This is a genomic window from Nocardiopsis sp. NPDC055879, from assembly GCF_053615935.1.
Map to the genome: position 1 here is coordinate 203,640 of NZ_JBSHCT010000004.1, position 18,757 is coordinate 222,396.

The 18,757-nt window shown below is 67.5% G+C and carries 14 protein-coding genes; 6 read left to right on the plus strand and 8 right to left on the minus strand.

Annotation, left to right across the window (positions count from 1 at the left end; all coding sequences use genetic code 11):
• Nucleotides 1-12: 12 nt before the first annotated feature.
• Nucleotides 13-555, plus strand: a complete 543-nt coding sequence (locus ACWGKS_RS06395) for a GNAT family N-acetyltransferase (RefSeq protein ID WP_358515343.1) — start codon at nucleotides 13-15, stop codon at nucleotides 553-555.
• A 2-nt stretch (nucleotides 556-557) separates the two neighbouring features.
• On the opposite strand, the gene ACWGKS_RS06400 is transcribed toward ACWGKS_RS06395, so the two are convergent.
• Nucleotides 558-1,709: a PucR family transcriptional regulator gene (locus tag ACWGKS_RS06400; RefSeq protein ID WP_358515346.1), complete on the minus strand. Its 1,152-nt coding sequence runs from the start codon at nucleotides 1,707-1,709 to the stop codon at nucleotides 558-560.
• 130 nt (nucleotides 1,710-1,839) lie between these two features.
• Here ACWGKS_RS06400 and ACWGKS_RS06405 point away from each other — a divergent pair, with 130 nt between their 5' ends.
• Both ACWGKS_RS06405 and ACWGKS_RS06410 read left to right on the plus strand, forming a co-directional pair.
• Entirely contained in the window at nucleotides 1,840-3,162 is a 1,323-nt protein-coding gene (locus tag ACWGKS_RS06405; RefSeq protein ID WP_358515349.1) for an MFS transporter, read from the plus strand.
• Nucleotides 3,163-3,204: 42 nt separating this feature from the next.
• Complete coding sequence (locus tag ACWGKS_RS06410) at nucleotides 3,205-4,488, plus strand: ArgE/DapE family deacylase (RefSeq protein ID WP_358515352.1); 1,284 nt, start codon at nucleotides 3,205-3,207, stop codon at nucleotides 4,486-4,488.
• Nucleotides 4,489-4,547: 59 nt separating this feature from the next.
• Here the strand turns inward: ACWGKS_RS06410 and ACWGKS_RS06415 are convergent, their stop codons facing one another.
• Nucleotides 4,548-4,958: a RidA family protein gene (locus tag ACWGKS_RS06415; protein ID WP_358515355.1), complete on the minus strand. Its 411-nt coding sequence runs from the start codon at nucleotides 4,956-4,958 to the stop codon at nucleotides 4,548-4,550.
• 77 nt (nucleotides 4,959-5,035) lie between these two features.
• On the opposite strand from ACWGKS_RS06415, the gene ACWGKS_RS06420 reads away from it, so the two are divergent.
• Nucleotides 5,036-5,416 carry a winged helix-turn-helix transcriptional regulator gene (locus ACWGKS_RS06420; protein WP_358515358.1) on the plus strand — a complete coding sequence of 127 codons (381 nt, stop codon included), beginning with the start codon at nucleotides 5,036-5,038 and terminating at the stop codon, nucleotides 5,414-5,416.
• Between the two features lie 786 nt (nucleotides 5,417-6,202).
• A complete protein-coding gene (locus ACWGKS_RS06425; protein ID WP_358515361.1) occupies nucleotides 6,203-7,570 on the plus strand; it encodes an HNH endonuclease signature motif containing protein in 1,368 nt (455 codons plus the stop codon).
• A gap of 928 nt (nucleotides 7,571-8,498) precedes the next feature.
• Here ACWGKS_RS06425 and ACWGKS_RS06430 read toward each other — a convergent pair.
• Nucleotides 8,499-9,122, minus strand: a complete 624-nt coding sequence (locus ACWGKS_RS06430) for a TetR/AcrR family transcriptional regulator (RefSeq protein ID WP_358507978.1) — start codon at nucleotides 9,120-9,122, stop codon at nucleotides 8,499-8,501.
• Nucleotides 9,123-9,226: 104 nt separating this feature from the next.
• Between ACWGKS_RS06430 and ACWGKS_RS06435 the strand changes: the two genes are divergently transcribed.
• Complete coding sequence (locus ACWGKS_RS06435; RefSeq protein WP_358507980.1) at nucleotides 9,227-10,459, plus strand: MFS transporter; 1,233 nt, start codon at nucleotides 9,227-9,229, stop codon at nucleotides 10,457-10,459.
• A 22-nt stretch (nucleotides 10,460-10,481) separates the two neighbouring features.
• Here ACWGKS_RS06435 and ACWGKS_RS06440 read toward each other — a convergent pair whose 3' ends face one another.
• The 5 genes from ACWGKS_RS06440 to ACWGKS_RS06460 are packed head-to-tail and all read right to left on the minus strand — an operon-like array spanning nucleotide 10,482 to nucleotide 18,727.
• Entirely contained in the window at nucleotides 10,482-13,784 is a 3,303-nt protein-coding gene (locus ACWGKS_RS06440) for a right-handed parallel beta-helix repeat-containing protein (RefSeq protein ID WP_452521958.1), read from the minus strand.
• A gap of 50 nt (nucleotides 13,785-13,834) precedes the next feature.
• Nucleotides 13,835-15,358, minus strand: a complete 1,524-nt coding sequence (locus ACWGKS_RS06445) for a hypothetical protein (protein ID WP_358507984.1) — start codon at nucleotides 15,356-15,358, stop codon at nucleotides 13,835-13,837.
• Nucleotides 15,355-15,705, minus strand: a complete 351-nt coding sequence (locus tag ACWGKS_RS06450) for a hypothetical protein (RefSeq protein ID WP_358507986.1) — start codon at nucleotides 15,703-15,705, stop codon at nucleotides 15,355-15,357. The genes ACWGKS_RS06445 and ACWGKS_RS06450 overlap by 4 nt, the downstream gene beginning before the upstream one ends.
• 42 nt (nucleotides 15,706-15,747) lie before the next feature.
• The gene (locus ACWGKS_RS06455; RefSeq protein ID WP_358507988.1) at nucleotides 15,748-16,083 is read right to left on the minus strand and encodes a YbaB/EbfC family nucleoid-associated protein; all 336 of its coding nucleotides are present in this window, start codon (nucleotides 16,081-16,083) and stop codon (nucleotides 15,748-15,750) included.
• Nucleotides 15,974-18,727: a hypothetical protein gene (locus ACWGKS_RS06460; protein WP_452521960.1), complete on the minus strand. Its 2,754-nt coding sequence runs from the start codon at nucleotides 18,725-18,727 to the stop codon at nucleotides 15,974-15,976. The genes ACWGKS_RS06455 and ACWGKS_RS06460 overlap by 110 nt, the downstream gene beginning before the upstream one ends.
• Nucleotides 18,728-18,757: the final 30 nt, after the last annotated feature.

The window sequence follows — 18,757 nt, forward strand, 5'->3', positions numbered from 1 at the left end:
TAGTAAGCATCCATGCTCAGGGGAGAGAAGGTCGGGCTGCGGGCCCGCCACGACGAAGACATCCCGGTCCTGTTGGCCGAGCTCTACGACGACGTGGTCACCGGGTCGCGGGCCGAAGGTGGTCCCTGGCGGCCGCTCACACCCGGGACCGAGGACCCGCGGCTCGTCGTGGACGACAAGAATCCGAACCTCGTCCAGTTCTCCATCGTGGAGATGGGCGGTGGTTCCCTCATCGGCACCGCGACACTGTGGGGCATCGACACCCACAACCGCTCGGCGCACATCGGCCTGGGCCTGCTTCCCGCCACCCGTGGCAAGGGCTACGGCGCCGACGTGGTCGCCGTGCTCTGTCACTACGGCTTCGTGGTGCGCGGCCTGCACCGCCTGCAGATCGAGACCCTGGCGGACAACGCCGCCATGCTGCGCGCCGCCGAGAAGAACGGCTTCGTCCGCGAGGGCGTGCTGCGCTCCTCCGGGTGGGTCCTGGGCGAGTTCGTGGACGAGGTCCTGATGGGCCTCCTCGCCCACGAATGGAAACCGACCCGGAAGTCATAGATTCACGGTTCGGCGGCTATCGGCGCTTGATGATCTCTCAGCGCGAGGTGGGCGGCGGAGGCGTCCATCGGTTTCGAGACATCGAGCCCGGTGGCGTTCGCGAATCTGCGGAGACGGTTGATGACCGTGTTCCGGTGGCAGAACATCTTCTGTGAGACATCGGTTATGGAACCGGTCGTGAAATAGGCCTCGACCGTCTCGATCTGTAGGTTGATCTCACGTTCGGAGAATCGATCGAGCGAATTCCTGACATCCCTGGAGAAGGCCTGGGAAACCGAACCCAGGCGGGCGCTCGCCAGGTGTGTCCAGTGACTTCCGACGGTCGCCGCCCCACCTTCCTCCGCCCACTGCGAAAGTTCGCGGGCGATCCTCCACATTTCGGCTATCTCGCCCACACCGTGGGCGCTGGGTGAGACCCCGACGGGTTTCTGTAGCAGTGCGGTCCTGGTCCTGCCCGTCACGTCCCCGGCGGGGACGATTCCGAATTCGATCCCATCCAGACGGAGTAGGACGGTGGACGGCAGGATCCGTCCCACCCACTCCTTGAAGTCACGCGCGTGGCCCTCGTTGGCCACGAAAACGACGTGGACACCGTCGGCGCGCAGCCCGAGGGCCTCCGCCGCCTGTGTGTGCAGACGCTCGTCCGTGCTCGACTCGCTCAGCAGGTGCCGGAGAAGGAACGCGTTCTCCAGTTCGAGTTCCGAGCGCATCCGAGCGATTTCGTCGGTGTACCCGGTCTGCACGTACGTGGTGTGCACCTCGACCGCCTCCCAGATCGAGATGACCTGCTCGGAGAACTCCAAGAAGTCCTCCCGCGGTACGTGCCCGCGCATGGCTTCCCACAGAAAGCGAAAGTCCATGCGCACCGCACGCAGCAACGACTCCAGGGGGATCCCGCGGCGGGCGCGTGAACGTCCCACCTCGACCGAGTGGGTTCGCAGCTCCTCGAAGCGGTCCCGCCCCCGCAGGAGGTCCAAGAGGAGCTCCAGCGTGGCTCCGGCCGTGCGGTGCAGATCCGTGTCATCGATGACGGTCTCGGCGTAACCGGTGAGTTCGCGGACCCTGTGGACGTAGGTCCAGGCGATGGCGCCGAGGTCCCTCAGGCAGGCGTCGGCCGCGCGGGGGACGACCCCCGATCGCTCGAATTTGTGCATGTGCACATTTTATCCAGGGGGTTCGTTGTGATCTGCGCTTGTGGAGGTTCTTTTTCTCCAAGACGATGAGCTTCATCAGCCCTGGTCGTTCACGCACTGTCCGGCCGATGCTCATCTCCCGGAGGAACACATGTCACAACCGGACCAGGCCGCCCCAGGCGGGGCCGGACCGACGGTCAACGCCTCCGACGCGCGGCGGATCGCCTTCGCCGCCTTCGTCGGGACCGCCCTTGAGTGGTACGACTACTTCCTGTTCGGCATGGCCGCGGCACTGGTCTTCAACCGCCTGTTCTTCACCGACCTCGATCCGAACGCGGGTCTCATGGCGGCTCTGGCGACCTTCGGTGTCGGCTTCGCCGCCAGGCCCATCGGCGCGCTGATCTTCGGGTACGTCGGTGACCGTTATGGCCGACGCCCCGCGCTGCTGGCCACCATCGTCATGATCGGCTGCGCGACCGGGCTCATCGGGCTGCTCCCCGACTACCTCGCGATCGGGCTCGCGGCACCGATCCTGCTGGCGGTCCTGCGGCTCCTGCAGGGACTGGCCGTGGGCGGTGAGTGGGGTGGCGCGATCACCATCGCCATCGAGCACGCCCCCGAACGGCAACGCGCCCGTTACGCGGCCCTGGTCCAGGTCGGATCCCCGGTGGGTACGCTCATCTCCTCCGCCGCCTTCTCCGCGGTGCTGCTGCTGCCCGCGGCCGAGTTCGACGCCTGGGGATGGCGTCTTCCCTTCCTCCTGGCCTTCCCCCTGCTGGGCATCGCGCTCTACATCCGCATGAGGGTGGAGGAGTCCCCCGTCTTCCAGGAACTCGTGCAGATGGAGGACCGTGCCAAGGTGCCCGCCCTGGCCCTGTTCCGTGAAGCGGGTGGCCGCCTGCTCGTGGCGGTCGCCGCGGCGCTCCTGGGCGTCGGTGGTTTCTACATGATGACGACGTTCGTGGTCTCCTACGCCTCCAGTGTCCTGGAGGTCGACCGACAGATGGTCGTGAACGCGACGCTCGTCGCGGCCCTCTTCCAGATCGTCACGACCCTGCTCGCCGGACGCGTGGCCGAGCGCTTCGGGCCCGGCCGAATGACGGTGATCGGTGCCGTGGCCACGGGAGCGGCGGCCTTCCCCCTGTTCTGGCTCATCGACACGGCCGACCCGTGGGCGATCACCATCGCGGTGACCACCGGGATCTGCCTCATCACCCTCGCCTACGCCGTCACCGGCGCACTCCTGGCCGACCTCTTCCCGCCCCGGCTGCGCTACAGCGGTGTTTCCCTGGGCTACAACCTGGCCGGGACCCTCAGCGGGTTCCTCCCGCTCATCGCCACCGCGCTCCTGGTCGTGGACGACGGTGCCTCCTGGCCCGCCGTGCTGGTTCTCATCGGCATCTGCGTCATCACCGCGCTCGGCGGCTTCGCCGGTGAGCGGATCAGGATCAAGGACACGCGAACCAGGGCCTGAGACGCCCCTTCCCACCACAACCCCGAGTCAGGAGATCCGCACGTGAGCCTCACGCCCGACATCATCGCGCGCATCGACCGAGCGGTCGACGAAGCCTTCGACTCCCAGTTGGCCTTCACCCGGGAACTCGTACGCCACCCCTCCCTGCGCACCCAGGAGGCCTCGGCCCAAGACCTCATGTACGAGGCCATGTCCCGGCGCGGCCTGGCCATGGACCGCTGGGAACTCGACGCCGAGGAGATCGCCGCCCACCCCGGCGCGGGCGAGATCAAGGTCTCCTACGAAGGCGTCGAGAACGTGGTGGGGACGTACACACCCGTGCACGGTGAAGGCCGCTCGCTGATCCTCAACGGTCACATCGACGTCGTCCCCGAAGGTCCCCTCGAAGAGTGGTCCAGGTCGCCCTGGGACGCTCCCGTGATCGATGGCTGGCTCCATGGCCGTGGCAGTGGCGACATGAAGGCGGGGTTGGCCGCCAACCTGTTCGCCTACGACGCCGTGCTCAAGGCCGGATTCGCGCCCGCCGGACGCATCCACTTCCAGTCCGTGGCCGAGGAGGAGTGCACCGGCAACGGTGCGATCGCGACGATCCAGCGCGGTTACACGGCCGACGCCGTACTGATCCCCGAACCCGAGGAGGACATGCTCGTCCGAGCCAACGTCGGCGTCATCTGGTTCAACGTGCGGGTCGCGGGCCACCCCACGCACCCGAGGGAGATGTCCTCGGGATTCAACGCGATCGACGCCGCCCACCACGTCATGGGAAGGCTGCGTGAACTCGAACTGCGTTGGAACCAGGAGAAGGAGGACCACCCCTACTTCGAGGACCTGGACCATCCCATCAACTTCAACCTCGGTGGGATCACCGGAGGTGACTGGCCCTCCAGCGTTCCCGCCTGGTGCGAGCTTCAGGTACGAGCCGCGATCTACCCGGGGGTGAGCGCCGACGACGCCTGGGAGCAGATCCAGGATGTCCTGCGGAGCACCGTCACCGACGATTCGGGCCATCCCATCGAGGCGGTGGGGGAGCGGACCGGCTTCTACGCCCAGGGCTACGTCCTGCCCGAGGGCACGGACGCGGAGAACGTCCTGCGACGGGCGCACGCGACCGTCTTCGAGAAAGAGCTGCGCACCTTCACCACCCCCGGTTACCTCGACGGGCGCGTTTACGCCCTCTACCAGGGGATTCCCGCACTGGTCTACGGTCCGATCTCCGAGGCCATCCACGGGTACGACGAGCGGGTCGACATCGAGTCCGTACGGCGGATCACCAAGTCCATCGCCCTGTTCATCGCGCAATGGTGCGGTCTCACCGAGGTCTCCTGACGGGGTTCTCCGATGACGGAGACAACGCGTCGGCGGGCCGGTCGGCCCGCCGACACGCCTCAGTCGAGGATGGCCTCCGCCTCGACCTCGACCAGGACGTCGGGCTCGAAGAGGTAGTCCACTCCGATCGCCGAGAGCGGCGGCAGCGGCTGCGGGATCCCCAACTCCTCGACGACGCTTTCGATGCCCGCCATGAAGTCGGTGTATTTCTCCGGTTGCCAGTCGGTGACGAAGAACCGGAGGCGCACGACGTCGGAGAAGCTCGCCCCGGCCCCGGCCAGACCCCGCGCGATGTTGCGCAGTGAGTGGGCGATCTGTCCGGCGAGGTCACCGGGCGAGAGGTGTTCGGCCTTCTCGTTCCGGGCGATCTGACCCGCGACGTGGACGTGTCGCGTGCCAGTGGCGACCGAGACGTGGTGGTAGGGCACCGGTTGGAACATGCCTTCGGGGGTGGAGAGCTGGACGGTCATGGGAGATTCCCTTCCTTGATGGGTGGTAGCTCATTGATACCTAGGCAAGAAAGGGAACTTCAACGAGACTAGGTTTCATGAACGAAACCACCGTCACTCAGGCCGGTCACTCCCAGATCGCCGGCGAGCATCGTGAGCTGCTGGACCAGGTGCTCGACAAATGGTCGCTGCTGGTGCTCGACAAGCTGTGCGAGAGCCCGCGTCGTTTCAACGAGCTGCGCCGGGTGATCCCGACCGTGTCGCAAAAGTCCCTGACCACCACACTGCGTCGGCTGGAGCGCAACGGCATGGTCGAACGAGTGGTCATCAGCACCCGGCCGGTCGCCGTCGAGTACCGCATCAGCGCACTGGGGAACACGCTGCAGGAGCTCATCGACGCGCTTTTCGGTTGGGCCACCGCGTATATGCCTGAAGTGGACCAGGCCCGGGAAAGGTTCGACGACGAGCACGATGCCTAGGGGAGAGGCGATAGGGGAGGGGCGAAGGAGGAGCGGGGAAGGGGGTGGAGGGGGGAAGGCGGGTGTGGGGTGTGGTGTGGTGGGGCGCCTGGGGGGTGGGAGTCGTGGGGTTGTTGGGCGTTGTGTGGGTGGGTGTGTGGGGCGCCTCGGCTAGAGATCCTGCGGGTGGCCTGCCGGGGTGGGGGTGGGTTCTCCCTCCTTCCCCGCCGCGTGATTGTTGCCGCCCGCACCGCACGCGTCAAGGCAATGTTGAGTGCTGTAGCGATCGGGCTGGTGGCCTTGACCCGTACGGCACGGGCGGCGGTTTGGCGGCTATCGGGGAAGGGGGGAGAGTGGTTGAGGTCCCAACGGCCCTGCGGGCCTTCGGCCCACTCCGGCCGTAGCCGGCCGGATGCCTTCCCCTCCGCCTGGTGTCCTCGTGGGCCGCGTCGCCACTACGTGACGGGCCCGGTCACGAAGGACCCGCTACAGGTGAGGCACGGGGCGGGCCGCGTCCCCGCGGTAGCCGGCACCGGTGAGGCTCTCTCCCTGATGATCTTGCTCGTAGCGCCCATTTGGGCGCCCAACATGGCGCTACGGACAAGATCGTTTCTCTTCAGAGCCCCTTCCCTCGAAGTCGCTAGGAGCATCTCCGTGATAGGTGGATCCGGTCATAGGGGAAGGGGTTGTGGATAACCCAGAATGGCCACCCCATCTACGGTAGGCACATTCGCCGCCCTGGAAATAGGTTGAATATACCCGCCGGTAAGCCTGCCATTTCCTGGGGTGTTCGCATATAATCAGAGTATGAGCTTTCCTCCCCACGCACCGAGCCCGACCGGGAACACCCCGGTCGATCAGGCGATGGCGGGTGCACGGGAGATGGCGGTGGAATTCTCCGTCCGGGATATCCCGTTCGGGTGCGAGGGCGATGTGCTCGCCCAGTTCGGCCGACTCAACCAGGAAACAGACCGGATCCGCTACGGGATGTTGCCCGCCCTGGCCCGCCTGGAGGCCACCGGTGCCCTGTTGGAAGAGGGTGGCCAGCGCAGTATCCAGGCGTGGATCACCCACCAGTGGGGGACCTCTCCGACCGAGGCCAAGAGCCTTGCCACCCTCGCCCGAGCGTTGTACCAGCAGCAGCTGCCCTTGGTGGAAGAAGCCTTCCAAGGTGAGGTCTTGTCGCTGGGTGAGGCGTGCGCCATCGCGACCTCCACCGAAAAAGCCACCACCGAGTGGGCGAAGGTCCTGGAAACGGCGGATGAGGAATTCCGTGCCCAGCGTCCTTCGGTGGAGGGGTTTCGGGCCCGGTTGGAATACGGGCTGATCGCCTATAAGCAGGAGTGCCCGCAGGCTTCGGTGCGCCAGTTGCGGGACGCGGCGAAATGGTTCGTCGCCCGTCTGGACCCCGACAAAGCCGACCGGGACTATGACGAAACGTTCGAGAACCGGGGTGCGCAGTTCTCGCCTACGTTCGAGTCCGGGTTTTTGTTGCGGATGTGGGGGCCGGGGGCCGATAACGAGCTGATCCAGGCCGCCCTGGAGGCCTACACCGAACCGTATGGGCCCGATAACGCCGCGATGCCGAAGCATCAGCGCACCTATGACGCGATGATGCGCATCTTCGAGACCGCTCTGACCCACCGGGGTTGCTCCAGCCTGAGCCGCCAACCGTTGGCCACGTTGAACATCACCGTGCCCCTCAAACGTTTCCTCGGAGACGGGACGGCTGAACCCGCCACCACCGAGGATGGTGTGGTCATCCCGGACCAGATGGTGGCCCGTCTGACCCCGCAGAGTTGGCTGCGCCGGTTCGTGACCGACGCCCAGGGCCGGACTCTGTTGGATGTGGGGCGAAAGCAGCGGTGCGCTCCGGACACGGTGCGCCAGGCGGCCGGGTTCAAGAAGCCCTACTGCGAGTGGCACGAAGGCTGCGACATGCCGCGTAGCTGGTCGCAGTACGACCACATCGTCCCCTTCTCCCACGGCGGGGCCACCAGCGCCGACAACATGCAGGTGCTCTGCTCGACCCATAACCGGCTTAAGCACCGGTTGCAGGCCAAGGTGAACCGGCAGATCTGGGAGCACCACCACGCCCAGAACCGCCAGGAAGCAGGAAAAGAATCCGAGTCAGGGGATGGTGAGGGGGAGCCAGCCCCAGCCACCGCCCTCTAACCACCACCATCCGCTTCCACCACGTGTTTCCGCCAGGTGGAACACCACCACCCCGAGATCACCCCCAAGCGGGTGTCAGACCCCAAGGGCCCTGTGTCCTGTGGGGATATCGGCATGTCCCCGCCTCGAACCCCCTACCCGGAGCCACATTCCGGGGCCACAGTGGCTCCCATCGGGGGTGTCGGCACGGCTGCCACCCCCGGTACCGGCCCACCGACACCACCGACCCCGTGTTGTCTCTTCATCATGATGATCTTGTCCGTAGCGCCATGTTGGGCGCCCAACATGGCGCTACGAGCAAGATCATCGCTGAGAAGACCAGGGCCGGCCACCGCGGGGACGCGGCCTGCCCCATGGCCCACCTGTAGCGGGTACTTCGTGACCTCACCCGTCACGTAGTGGCGACGCGGCCCACGAGACAGCCAGGCGGAGGGGAAGGCATCCGGCCGCCTGCGGCCGGACCGGGCGAAGCCCGGGGCCCTTGGAACCCCAACCACTCTCCCCCCTTCCCCGATAGCCGCCAAACCGCCGCCCGCACCGCACGGGTCAAGGCCACCAACACCGCTGCCACAGAACCCGACATCGCCTTGACGCGTGCGGTGCGGGCGGCAACAATCACGCGGCGGGGAAGGAGGGAGAACCCACCCCCACCCCGCCCAACAACCCGCAGGACCCCGACCCGAGGCGCCCCACCCACACACCCCCACCCCGCCAGACCACCGGAAGAGCCCCGACCTAAGGCGCCCCACCAAGACACCCGAAACCCCACCAGATTTCCGCGCCCCCGACCGCCTCACCCCGCCTCCTTCCCCGACCCGACCCGCCCTGCCCGCCGCGCTCCCTTCCTCGCCCCGCCTTCTTCCCCGCCCCGCCCGGTTACCCGCCCCGCCCGGTTACCCGTCCGCAGCGCTGGTCCCGTCAGTAGCGGTCAGGCAGGGCTGTTCGTTCCCTTCGGATCATTCGTCTCCGCTTCCCGGGTCTCCATCGCTGCGCTGATCGCGTGGACCGCCGCCGCCACGAGCTCCCGCTCCGGCGGGGTCCTCTCGAAGGTGGCTTGAATGGGCCAACCCTCGATGAGCACGTCCAGGGCCTTGGCCGTGTTCGGCGCGAAGTGCAGCGCGAGACTCTCCCGGCTGGTGTACAGCCAGGTTCGGGTCAGGTCCGCCACGGCGACGTTGTGGCGGGCGTAGGTGTACATCTCGAAGAGCAGGAGCATCTGTTCCTTCGACATGTACGTCGGTGACGCGTACGTCGGGCCGCAGATCAGGTCGACCACCGCTGCCTCGGCCTCCGCGCGTGAGGAGGCGTTCTCCATGTGTTCCCGGTACTGGGCGGACATGCGCTCCATCAGCCGGGCGAAGGCTCGGGCCAGGACGTCGTCGAGGTTGGTGAAGTGGTAGGTCACCGAGCCCAAGGGCACCTGGGCCCGCGCGGCGATGCGCCGGTGCGTGGTGCGGTGTACGCCGTGTTCGACGATGACTTCGAGGGTGGCGTCGAGGATGCGGATCTTACGGTCGGGGTCGTTCGGTACATCCCGGCGGCTTCTCGGCATGGCCCGGATTCTAGGCGGTTGACTTCCCCGGAACAAAGTGCGTACGTTTGTACACTCTCAATTCCTTGCTCACCTCTCCGCTCGAAAACCGAGGGTCGACACCCATGCCCGATTCCGCGATCAAACGGCGCAACGCGCTGTTCGTGCTGTTCCTCCTCCCCGGGTTGGGCATGTCGTCATGGGTGACCCGCACGCCCGACGTGCGAGACCTGGTGGGCGCCAACACCGCCCAGATGGGGCTCATCCTGTTCGGGCTGTCGGTGGGGTCCATGACCGGGATCCTGAGCTCGGGCCCGCTGGTCTCCCGGTTCGGGACACGACCGATCATCGTCGCCGGCATGCTGTCGACCGCCGTGGGCGTGGGCGTGGTGGGCCTGGGAGCGATGGCCGGTAACGGGGCGCTGGTCGCGTTCGGGTTGGCGCTCTTCGGGCTCGGCATGGGCAGTGGGGAAGTCGCTCTGAACGTGGAGGGGGCCGAGGTCGAACGTTTGCTCGTCCGGTCGGTCATGCCCGCCATGCACGGGTTCTTCAGTCTGGGAACGGCCGTCGGTGCCTGCTTCGGCCTGCTCGCGACGGCCCTTCGGTTCCCCGTGGTCGCCCACATGCTCCTCATGAGCGTCGTCATCCTGGTCGGATCGGCGCTGAGCATCGGACGTATCCCCGTCGGCTTCGGTCGCCGCGAGATCGTCGACCACACCGTCTCCGAACCCACCCCCAAGGCGGCTCCATGGCGGGACACCCGTCTGGTCCTCCTGGGTGGTGTCATCCTGGCCCTGGCGATGGCCGAGGGAACGGCCAACGACTGGCTCCCGCTGGTCATGGTCGACGGACACGGGTTCGACGCCGTCTGGGGTTCGGCCATCTTCGCCGTGTTCGCCACGGCGATGACGCTGGGCCGGTTCGTCGGTGGGTCGTTCGTCAACAGGTTCGGTCGCGCACCGGTGTTGGCCGCCAGCGCGGCCATCGGTGCCTTCGGGATGGCGGGGGTGATCTTCATCGACCACCAGCCGTTGGTCGTGGCCTCGGTGGTCCTCTGGGGGCTGGGGGCCTCGCTCGGCTTCCCGGTGGCGCTGTCCGCCGCGGGCGACACCGGGGGTGAAACCAGTGGCGCGGAGACGGCGGCCCGGGTCTCCTTCGCCGCCACGATCGGCTACATCGCCTTCCTCGTCGGGCCTCCCGCCCTGGGAATCCTGGGTGAACAGTTCGGGCTCCGCCCGGCGATGATCGTGGTCCTGGTCCTGGTCATCGTGGCGGCGATGCTCACCCCCGCCGCCCGCACCCCCCGACCGGCCGACGAACGGAAAGCGGAACCGGCGCGGGACCGGGGCCACGTATGAGCCCCGGCCCCACGCTCTCGGGTCAGGGGATGTCCGCCGGCAGCAGGGTGGTGAAGTCCTCCCGTGTGGCCGAGGGGCCGACCTGCATCAGGCGGCCCGCCTGTCGTGTGATCATGCGCTCCAGGACCTGGCGCGCGTACCGGGCGTTACCGAAGGAGCCGTCCCGTTCGATCGTCGAGAAGTGCCCCGCCAGCGCCGCCAGTGTGTCCGGAGCGCACTCGTAACCGGAGGACGCGGACATGCGGGTGATGATGGTGACCAGTTCGTCGTCGCTGTAGGACGGGAACTCCACCCGGTGGTTGAACCGGGAGGCCAGGCCCGGGTTGGAGGCCATGAAGCGGTCCATCTCCACGGGGTAGCCGGCGACGATGACGGCGACCTCGTCCCGGTGGTCCTCCATCAGCTTCAGCAGGGTGTCCACGGCCTCTTGCCCGAAGTCGTTGCCCTCCCCGCGCGGTGTCAGGGTGTAGGCCTCGTCGACGAACAGCACCCCTCCGCGCGCCTTCTCGAACACCTCCGCCGTGAGCTGCGCGGTGTGGCCGACGTAGCGTCCGACCAGGTCCGAACGGGCCGCCTCCACCACGTGCTCCGCCGGCAGGGCGCCCAGGGTGTGGAGCAGACGCCCGTAGAGCCGCGCGACCGTGGTCTTACCGGTACCGGGGGGACCGGTGAACACCAGGTGGTGGCTCATCTGTGACACCGGAAGCCCCATGGCCGCGCGTTGTTCGGCCATGAGCAGCAGGTTGGTGAGGTCGTTGACGGTGTCCTTGACCTGTCCGAGCCCCACCAGCGCGTCCAGTTCCTCGCGCAGTTCGGTGATCTGCCGTTGGCGTTCGTCCGCCGAGGGCGGCGCGTCCGCCGAGACCCCGAGGTCCTCCGGGAGAAGGAGGGTGAGGGAGTCGTGGTCCTCGGACAAGGAAGCGCCGAGCCGGGCCGCCTGCCGGTCGATCATCTCCTCGAACACCTTGCGGGCCGCGCGGGCGTTGCCGAAGGTCGGGCCCTTGGGTGTCTGCTCGAAGTGCCGGAGCAGGGCCGCCTCCGCCTCGGGCGACAGCCGGTAGCTGTTCCCCTCGCAGAGCCTGTTCACGATCTCCACGAGTTCGGCGTCCTCGTAGTTGACGAACTCGATGGTCCTGCTGAACCGGGAGGCGAGTCCGGGGTTGGCCGCCAAGAACCGGTCCATGTTCTCGGTGTAGCCGGCCACGATGACGGCGACCTCGTCCCGGTGGTCCTCCATCAGTTTCACCAGGGTGTCGATCGCCTCGCGACCGAAGTCGGGGCCCTTACCGGAGTCGTTTCCCTCGGAGAGGGTGTAGGCCTCGTCGACGAACAGCACCCCGCCCTTGGCGCGTTCGAACACCTCGGTGGTCTTGATGGCCGTCCCGCCCACGTACTGGGAGACGAGGTCGGCCCGGGCGACCTCCACGACGTGACCGTACTTCAGCACACCGAGTTCGGAGAGCACACGCCCGTACAGGCGGGCCACGGTGGTCTTACCGGTGCCCGGAGCGCCCCCGAAGACGAGGTGGCGGCTCATCGGCGGACTGGGCAGCCCCATCTCCGCGCGCCGCTGCGCCATCTGGTTGCGGGTCATCAGGGTGCGGACCTCGTTCTTGACGTTGGCCAGCCCGACGAGGGCGTCCAGTTCCGCGAGCGGTCCCGTGCCCTCCTCCGCCTCGGTTTCGGCCTCGTCCTCCTCCAGTGGCGCGAGGGGTACGGCGGTGCCCGCCATCTCCCCGAAGGCGTCGGGGGAGCCGTTCCCCTGGCTGAACAGGTCCTCGGCGTGGGTGTTCTGGCCGGCCACGGTCTGGCGCAGACCGGATCGTCCGTTGTCGCGCACCGTGCAGTTCTCCACCACCACCTCTTCGGTCGAGTGGACCAGGATGCCGTCCGCCCGGTTGCCGAACACCTCACAGCGTCGCAGGGCCGCTTCGGCGTTGGCGGTCACCAGCACACCGTTGCGTCGACCCTCGCGGACCCTGGTCCGAAGGACGGTGGCCCGGCCGCCTCCGCGGATCGACACGCCGTCGCCGGTCGACTCCGCGATCTCGCAGTCCCGCACGTCCGCCTCTCCCTCGGAACCCACGACCACGCCCACGTCCCGGCTCTGCACGATCCGGGCGCCCTCCAACTCGACCCGCCCGCCCTCGCGCACCGCCACGGAGGCGTTCTTGGTGCGCTCGAAGGTCATCCCCTCCAACCGTCCTCGCGCGGAGCCCTCCAGGAGCGCTCCGTGGCCGCCGGTGTCCTCCACCGTCATCCCCCGAAGGAAGGGGGCGCCGCCGGTGACGACGATGCCGTGGCCTCGGGTGTCGCGCACACCGCCGCGATCGAACTCCACCACGCCGTCCTCGGCCAGGAGGAGCCCACCGCCGCCCCTCACGTTCAGTTGGAGGAAGGTGGTCGAGGCGCGACCACCCGAGCGCAGGGCGTCCGCGCCCGCTTCCTCCACCTCACACGACTGGAACAGGCCCCGCGCGCGTTCGGTGACGTGGATCCCGGTCCCTTGGGGCCTGATCACCCGAAGGCCGCTCACCTGGGGGTCGCAGCCACCGCGCACCACGACCCCGTCGCCCCCGGTCTCCTCGACGACGCATTCCTCCACGACGGGGCGCGCCTGGCTGGAGAGGGTGATCCCCTCCCTCTCCGTGTTGTGCACGCGCAGCCGTCGCAGGGTGGTGGCCGCGCCCTCCTCGAAGGCGACCCCGGGTTTGCCGGTGGCCGTGATCTCGCAGTCCTCCAGGGTGCCCGCGGCCCTGCCGCTCGCGAACAGGCCGTTGCCGCCCGCGTCCCTGAGCACGCAGGAGCGCACCCAGGGCCGTCCCTGTTCTCCGATCACCAGGGCGCTGGTCTTGACGTCCTCGATGAGGCAGTCCTCGATGGTCGTTCGCCCGGAGGACACCACGACCACACCCGCTCCCTCGGAACAGCAGACACGACAGTCGCGCATCGCGAGTCCGCCCTCGGCCCGGATGGACACGGCGGACCACGCCGCCCCGTACACCTCGCAGTCCGCCATCTCGACCTCGCCCGCCGCGACGTCCACGGTCGGACGTTCCTCGTCGCGGCAACGCAGCACCAGTCCGTCGAGCTTGACCGCCTCCGCCCCGGACAACACAACACTGCCCGAGGCACTGGTGATCTCCACGGTTCCACGCCCGTCGCGTGAGACCAGTGTGACCACTTCGCGCAGGACGAGGCTCTCCTCGTAGCGCCCCGGGGCGATGGTGATGACCGCGTCGCCGACCGCCGCTTCCAGCGCGGACGAGATCGTCTCGTGTGCTCCCTGGGCGTCGGGGTTGACGGTGAGGAGCTGCCTGCTCATCGGTTGCCTTCCTGTCCGGGGGACCTTCGTGGTCCCACGTGGGGGATGTGTCAAGAGCAGTCGGCTCGCATGGCCGAGGCGGCCACGTGGGCGTTCGTGTGCTCGTCATTGGGGAACGGGTCCTCACCCGCGTTGGTGAGCCGCACCGTGAACGCTTCGGCGGGGGACACGAACCCGGTCACCTGTACCCACCCGCCCGCGATCTCGGACTGGTCGAAGCCGAACACCGCCACCGGTGGCTCGGTGCCGTCTTCTCCAGGGTGGATCCGATACCGGGTCTCCCCGCCGGCGATCCACAGTGGGCTCTCGTCTTCGGGCACGTGGACGTAGATCTCGCAGACCGCGCCCTCCTCGCCCGGCGTGAAGGTCCAGGCGGCGAACTGGTGGTCGCCCTTTTCGGGGTCACCGGACACGGGGATCGCTTCGTAGGAACCATCGCATCCCTCTTGGTCGTAGCCGCCGGGACGCGTGGTCCAGCCGGCGGAATCCTCGGCGCTCTGCCACCTACCCTCTCCGCCGTAGGAGGAGTCGGCCGTACCGGTGCAGCCGGGCCCGGTGAGAACACGGTAGCGCTCCTCCACGGGGACGATCGTCTCGGTCGCGTTCTCGAGGATCGACGCCGACTCCGGGGTGTCGGTGCCGTCCAAGGATGATTGCGCGGTCGTTTCCTCGCCGCCCGCTTCCGACGACGTGCCGGCATCGGTCGCGTCGTTCTCGGCCGATGCCGGGGTGTTCTCCCCGCCCGAGGTGGTCTCCGTTTCGCCGGCCGCGGTCTCTTCGGGGGTGCCCTCCTCGGTGCTGTCGGTGGCCGTTCCGCTCTCGGACGCCTCACCTGAGGCCGTCTCGGTGCCACCGGCCGCCTCAGGGGAACCGTCCTCGGTGGTCGTGCCCTCTGCCCCGGTGCTCTGGGGAGTGTCCTCCGGGGGCAGGGGGTCCGCCTCCTGAGTGGCCGGTGCCGAGGTCTGGATCGCTCCCGCTCCTTCCGACGCGGAGCCAGGATCGGGGAGAGAAGGGTTGGTGCTTCCTTCCTGGACCTGCGGTACGAACCCGGGGTCGGCGACGCTTTCGGTCACGGGCGAGCCGCCACCACCCGCGTCGGTCACCGAGGCGGCCTCCCCGCCCACTCGTGCGGAACCGTCCGCGGTCTGATCACCGAGCGCGCTCGACACGGGGGACTGTGGGGCGACGGTGCTCAGGGACACCGCGGGCATACTCGCGGACACGGCGAACGGGGCGACGACGAGGAGCGCCCCCGCGATGGCGGCGCCGGCCAGCACGGGCGCCCCGGGACGGTCGAGGGCCGGTTCGGTGTCCGTTTCCCCGGCACCCCTCCCACCGGGGTCGGCGATGATCGCGGTCGGCTCCCTGGAAGGCACCGGCTCCTGATCGGCCTCGGACACGGCCGGGGCGGGGGTACGGCCGGCCACGGAGGGGGAGGCCGCCACCTCCTCGAAGGCCGGTCGTTGGTGCGCGGGTTCGGACAGGGCGGCACGGAACGCGTGTGTCGCGTTCTGCCCTGAGGGCTCCTCCGCGGGCGTTCCGCGATCGTTCCCACTCGGGGGAGAAACGGTCACCGTCGACCCCCGGGCAATGGGGTGTCGATCGCACCGGACAGGTCGACGTTGCTCTCCTCGGTGTTCCCGAAGCCTCCCGCGGTGCGCAGGGTCCCGTCGGCGGCCTGACGCTGGGCCGAGGCGATCATGGGGAGGAGCTCCCACAGGATGTCCTCGGCCTTGCCGAGTGTCTCCTGCATCTTCTGCGAGTAGTCGCCCTCCTCCCCCCACGGCACCCCGTGGGGTTCACGACCGGTGAGAGCGTGGTTCACGATCTCGTCGGTGTAGTCGGCGGCCTCGTAGATCCGTTTACCGTCCTGATTGATCCCATCGGGATCGGCGGACAGGCCCTGACCCGCTGCGGACATCGTCCTCCTCCTTCGGTCGTGATGCTCGTTAGGGACGTATGGTCATCGAAAGTCGTCCAGGGAGACCCCCATCGCACGGAGGGTCTGTTCCACGTCCACCTCGCCGCGCATGACGGCGGCCGTGTCGATGCCCTCAGGGGCGAAGGAGTCGTACACTCCGGCGACCCGCTCCGCCATCTGTCGCTGGGCACGGTCGATCACCTCGACCAGGGCCGAGGACAGCTCCGCGGGGGCCATGCTCCGATAGCCGTCGGTGTGGAACTTCAGCTCAGTCAGACGACCGGTCGCGTCGACCGTCGCCGTCACGAGTCTGTTCTTGGCCGTTACCTCTTCTGTTGCCGACTCCAGGTTTGCGCTTGCGTCCTCCAGTTCTCGCATCGTCGTTTGAAGTCGTGCCAGGTCGGTTTCCATCTGCTCCCGCATCGATGAACTCATGACGGGTGGTTCCCTTCTTCTCGCCGGGCACGGGACGGCCCAATACCGCCTTGCCGCGGGTCTTGTCGGTGCCCCAGACCTTCTCGTCCTCGGAGAGCCAGGTGGCTCGGTTGCGCTCGCGACCGTTGTCTCCACCACCACCGCCTCCACCGCCCATGCCACCCATCGGGGGCATCATCGGCATGCCACCGCCGGGCATACCGGTGTGCGTTCCGGCGGGCGCGTTGCCACCGAAACCTCCTGGTTCTCCACCGGCCTGCATCTGTGTTCCACCCGCGCCGGGGGGAGCCCCGAACGCCGCACCGGAGTTCCCCGAGTCCACGCCCCCGGGACCGGAAGAGGAGGTCGGGGGAGGGGTGTTCACACCCCCGTAGTTGAGGTCCAGCGGAGCGGGCCCCTCGCGGACCGGCAGGGAGGAATTGATGGGGGTCGGGGGAGGGGCCGCGAACTCCGGGGGCGGCCTTTCCCCCTTGATGGCCTCGCCGGTATCCGGGTCGATCTGGTACGGCAGGCCGGTTCTTGGATTGATCTCGGCGGGTTCCCCGGTTACGGGGTTCTCGTAGACGCTCTCCGGCAGGGGCGGGAGTTCGGTGTCGAAGTCGGTGGGGGACGGGTAGGTCGGGTCCGGTGCCGTGGGCAGCCCGGTGACGGGGTCGATCGGCGCCACCTGTCCCGTGACCGGGTCGTATTGGAGGGGCAGGTCGGTGCCGGGGACGAAGGGGATGCCGGTGTCGGGGTCGACGGGGAAGGGGCGTCCGGTCTCGGGGTTGATCGGCAGCCCCGTCTGCGGATCCATGTCGAGTCGGGTGCCGCCGTCCTGTACGGGCAGCCCGGTGACCGGATCGATGGGAAGAGCGCTTCCGGTCTCGGGATCGACATGGAGGGGCAGGTCGGTGCCGGGGACGAAAGGGATGCCGGTGTCGGGGTCGACGGGGAAGGGGCGTCCGGTCTCGGGGTTGATCGGCAGCCCGGTCTCCGGATCGATTTCCAGCGCCGTCGGTGGCGGGAAACTCCCACTGGGGGAGGGGGGTCTGGAGCCAGAGGCCCCGGGGGAGGGCATCGGCGGTAGCGGTGCGCCTGGGACGAAGGGTGGTGGGGTCTCGGAACCGGTCGGTGGGGTCGCGGGCGGGGAGCCTGGGACGAAGGGTGGTGGGGTCTCGGAACCGGTCGGTGGGGTCGCGGGCGGGGAGCCTGGGACGAAGGGTGGTGGGGTCTCCGAACCGGTCGGGGGGACCGCGGGCGGGGAACCTGGAACGAAGGGCGGAGGCCCAGGGGTCGGGACGTCGTCCCCACCACCCGGACTTTCGTAGTCGAATTCGGGGCCTCCGATGGAAGGGGGATCCTGCATCCAATCCGGGATCTCGGGGCCGCCATCTCCGGGGCCGGGACTTTCAGGGCCGGGACCTTCGGGGCCGCCGAAGACGTCGTCATCGAACTTGAAATCGATCTCATCCGGGAAGTCAGGCATATCGGGCATGTCGGGGCCCTCGGGGTTCCCATCGGCGCCGAGGTCAGGCGCCATGGTGATAGGGATCTGCCCCTCCGGGGGCTCGATGACCTTCAACTTCCTGTTGGCGTCGGTGTATACCTCATTCAGTGTGTCGTAGAGGCTGTTCGCCTTGTTGATCACATCCTTAAAGTTTTCCTTCCAGATTTCCTTCAGTCGGTTGTTGACGTTCTCATCGGTGGTGGGATTGCTGACCGGGCCCCAGGAGGTTTCTGTGATTTTGATCCAGAACTGGCCGGTCCCGTGATTCCATTTTTGCTTGCCGATGCTCTCCTTGAAATACCAGTGGTCGAGAACGGCTCGCATCCTGTATGAATCTTCTTTCAATGCGTCTTTGACGGCTCCCTGGAGATCCCTGGCGGGTTTGGAGATCGCCTCCTTGATATTTTTGATCGCCTCGTGATTGTTCCGGATCTGGGATTCCATGTCCCTGAAGCGATGGAACAGATGATAGAGTTTCGCGCCGAACATTGAGGCGGCGGCGCCGGTCATCGGGCCTTCGGGAATATCGAGATTCTTGTACGCCGTCAACAGGGTACCGTTCGAATCCGACCCTTCCCCGTGTTCCTCGAATAGGAATTTCAAGTTCAGGAGGTCGCCGATAACTTTCCCGGTGGGACCCCACTCGAAATTTCCTGTTTTCCCGGCATCGAGATTGTCGAGAGAGTTCGGTATGACATTGGAGATCTTTTGCAAGGCATCCAGGAAAGGTTTCTCCACCTCGGCGGCTTCCGCCCCGTCCACCGGGTTCTGTTCTCCCCACAGGCCCGACTTCATGGTGTACCCGGCATAGTCCCAGTCATGAACCGTGTAATAGCCGCTGGAGTAGGGTCCGAACCCCGGGACGTACTTCATCCCGGGCTTTCTCATGGCCCACCAGCGGTCCATCTCGTTTCCGCCGTAGTGCCACTCGAAGCCGACGAAAGGTTTGGTGTCCTTCGAGTGGTGGTATCTTCCGTGATCCACCCACTTCACATCCGGGCCGATGATCGAGTCGATGCTTGGCATGCGGGGGTAGTCCCCGTCGCTGTTGTCCGCGCCGTCGGCGACGATGTTCATGATGTCGTGCAGGTCAGGCATTCTTCCCCTCTCCGGTGTGAGTGTGTTCGG

Excerpts from the sequence above, each read along its gene's own strand:
- ACWGKS_RS06395 (WP_358515343.1), top strand. The coding sequence starts at position 13 with ATGCTCAGGGGAGAGAAGGTCGGGCTGCGGGCCCGCCACGACGAAGAC.
- ACWGKS_RS06400 (WP_358515346.1), bottom strand. The coding sequence starts at position 1,709 with ATGCACAAATTCGAGCGATCGGGGGTCGTCCCCCGCGCGGCCGACGCC.
- ACWGKS_RS06405 (WP_358515349.1), top strand. The coding sequence starts at position 1,840 with ATGTCACAACCGGACCAGGCCGCCCCAGGCGGGGCCGGACCGACGGTC.
- ACWGKS_RS06415 (WP_358515355.1), bottom strand. The coding sequence starts at position 4,958 with ATGACCGTCCAGCTCTCCACCCCCGAAGGCATGTTCCAACCGGTGCCC.
- ACWGKS_RS06420 (WP_358515358.1), top strand. The coding sequence starts at position 5,036 with ATGAACGAAACCACCGTCACTCAGGCCGGTCACTCCCAGATCGCCGGC.
- ACWGKS_RS06425 (WP_358515361.1), top strand. The coding sequence starts at position 6,203 with ATGAGCTTTCCTCCCCACGCACCGAGCCCGACCGGGAACACCCCGGTC.
- ACWGKS_RS06430 (WP_358507978.1), bottom strand. The coding sequence starts at position 9,122 with ATGCCGAGAAGCCGCCGGGATGTACCGAACGACCCCGACCGTAAGATC.
- ACWGKS_RS06435 (WP_358507980.1), top strand. The coding sequence starts at position 9,227 with ATGCCCGATTCCGCGATCAAACGGCGCAACGCGCTGTTCGTGCTGTTC.
- ACWGKS_RS06440 (WP_452521958.1), bottom strand. The coding sequence starts at position 13,784 with ATGAGCAGGCAGCTCCTCACCGTCAACCCCGACGCCCAGGGAGCACAC.
- ACWGKS_RS06450 (WP_358507986.1), bottom strand. The coding sequence starts at position 15,705 with ATGTCCGCAGCGGGTCAGGGCCTGTCCGCCGATCCCGATGGGATCAAT.
- ACWGKS_RS06455 (WP_358507988.1), bottom strand. The coding sequence starts at position 16,083 with ATGCGAGAACTGGAGGACGCAAGCGCAAACCTGGAGTCGGCAACAGAA.
- ACWGKS_RS06460 (WP_452521960.1), bottom strand. The coding sequence starts at position 18,727 with ATGCCTGACCTGCACGACATCATGAACATCGTCGCCGACGGCGCGGAC.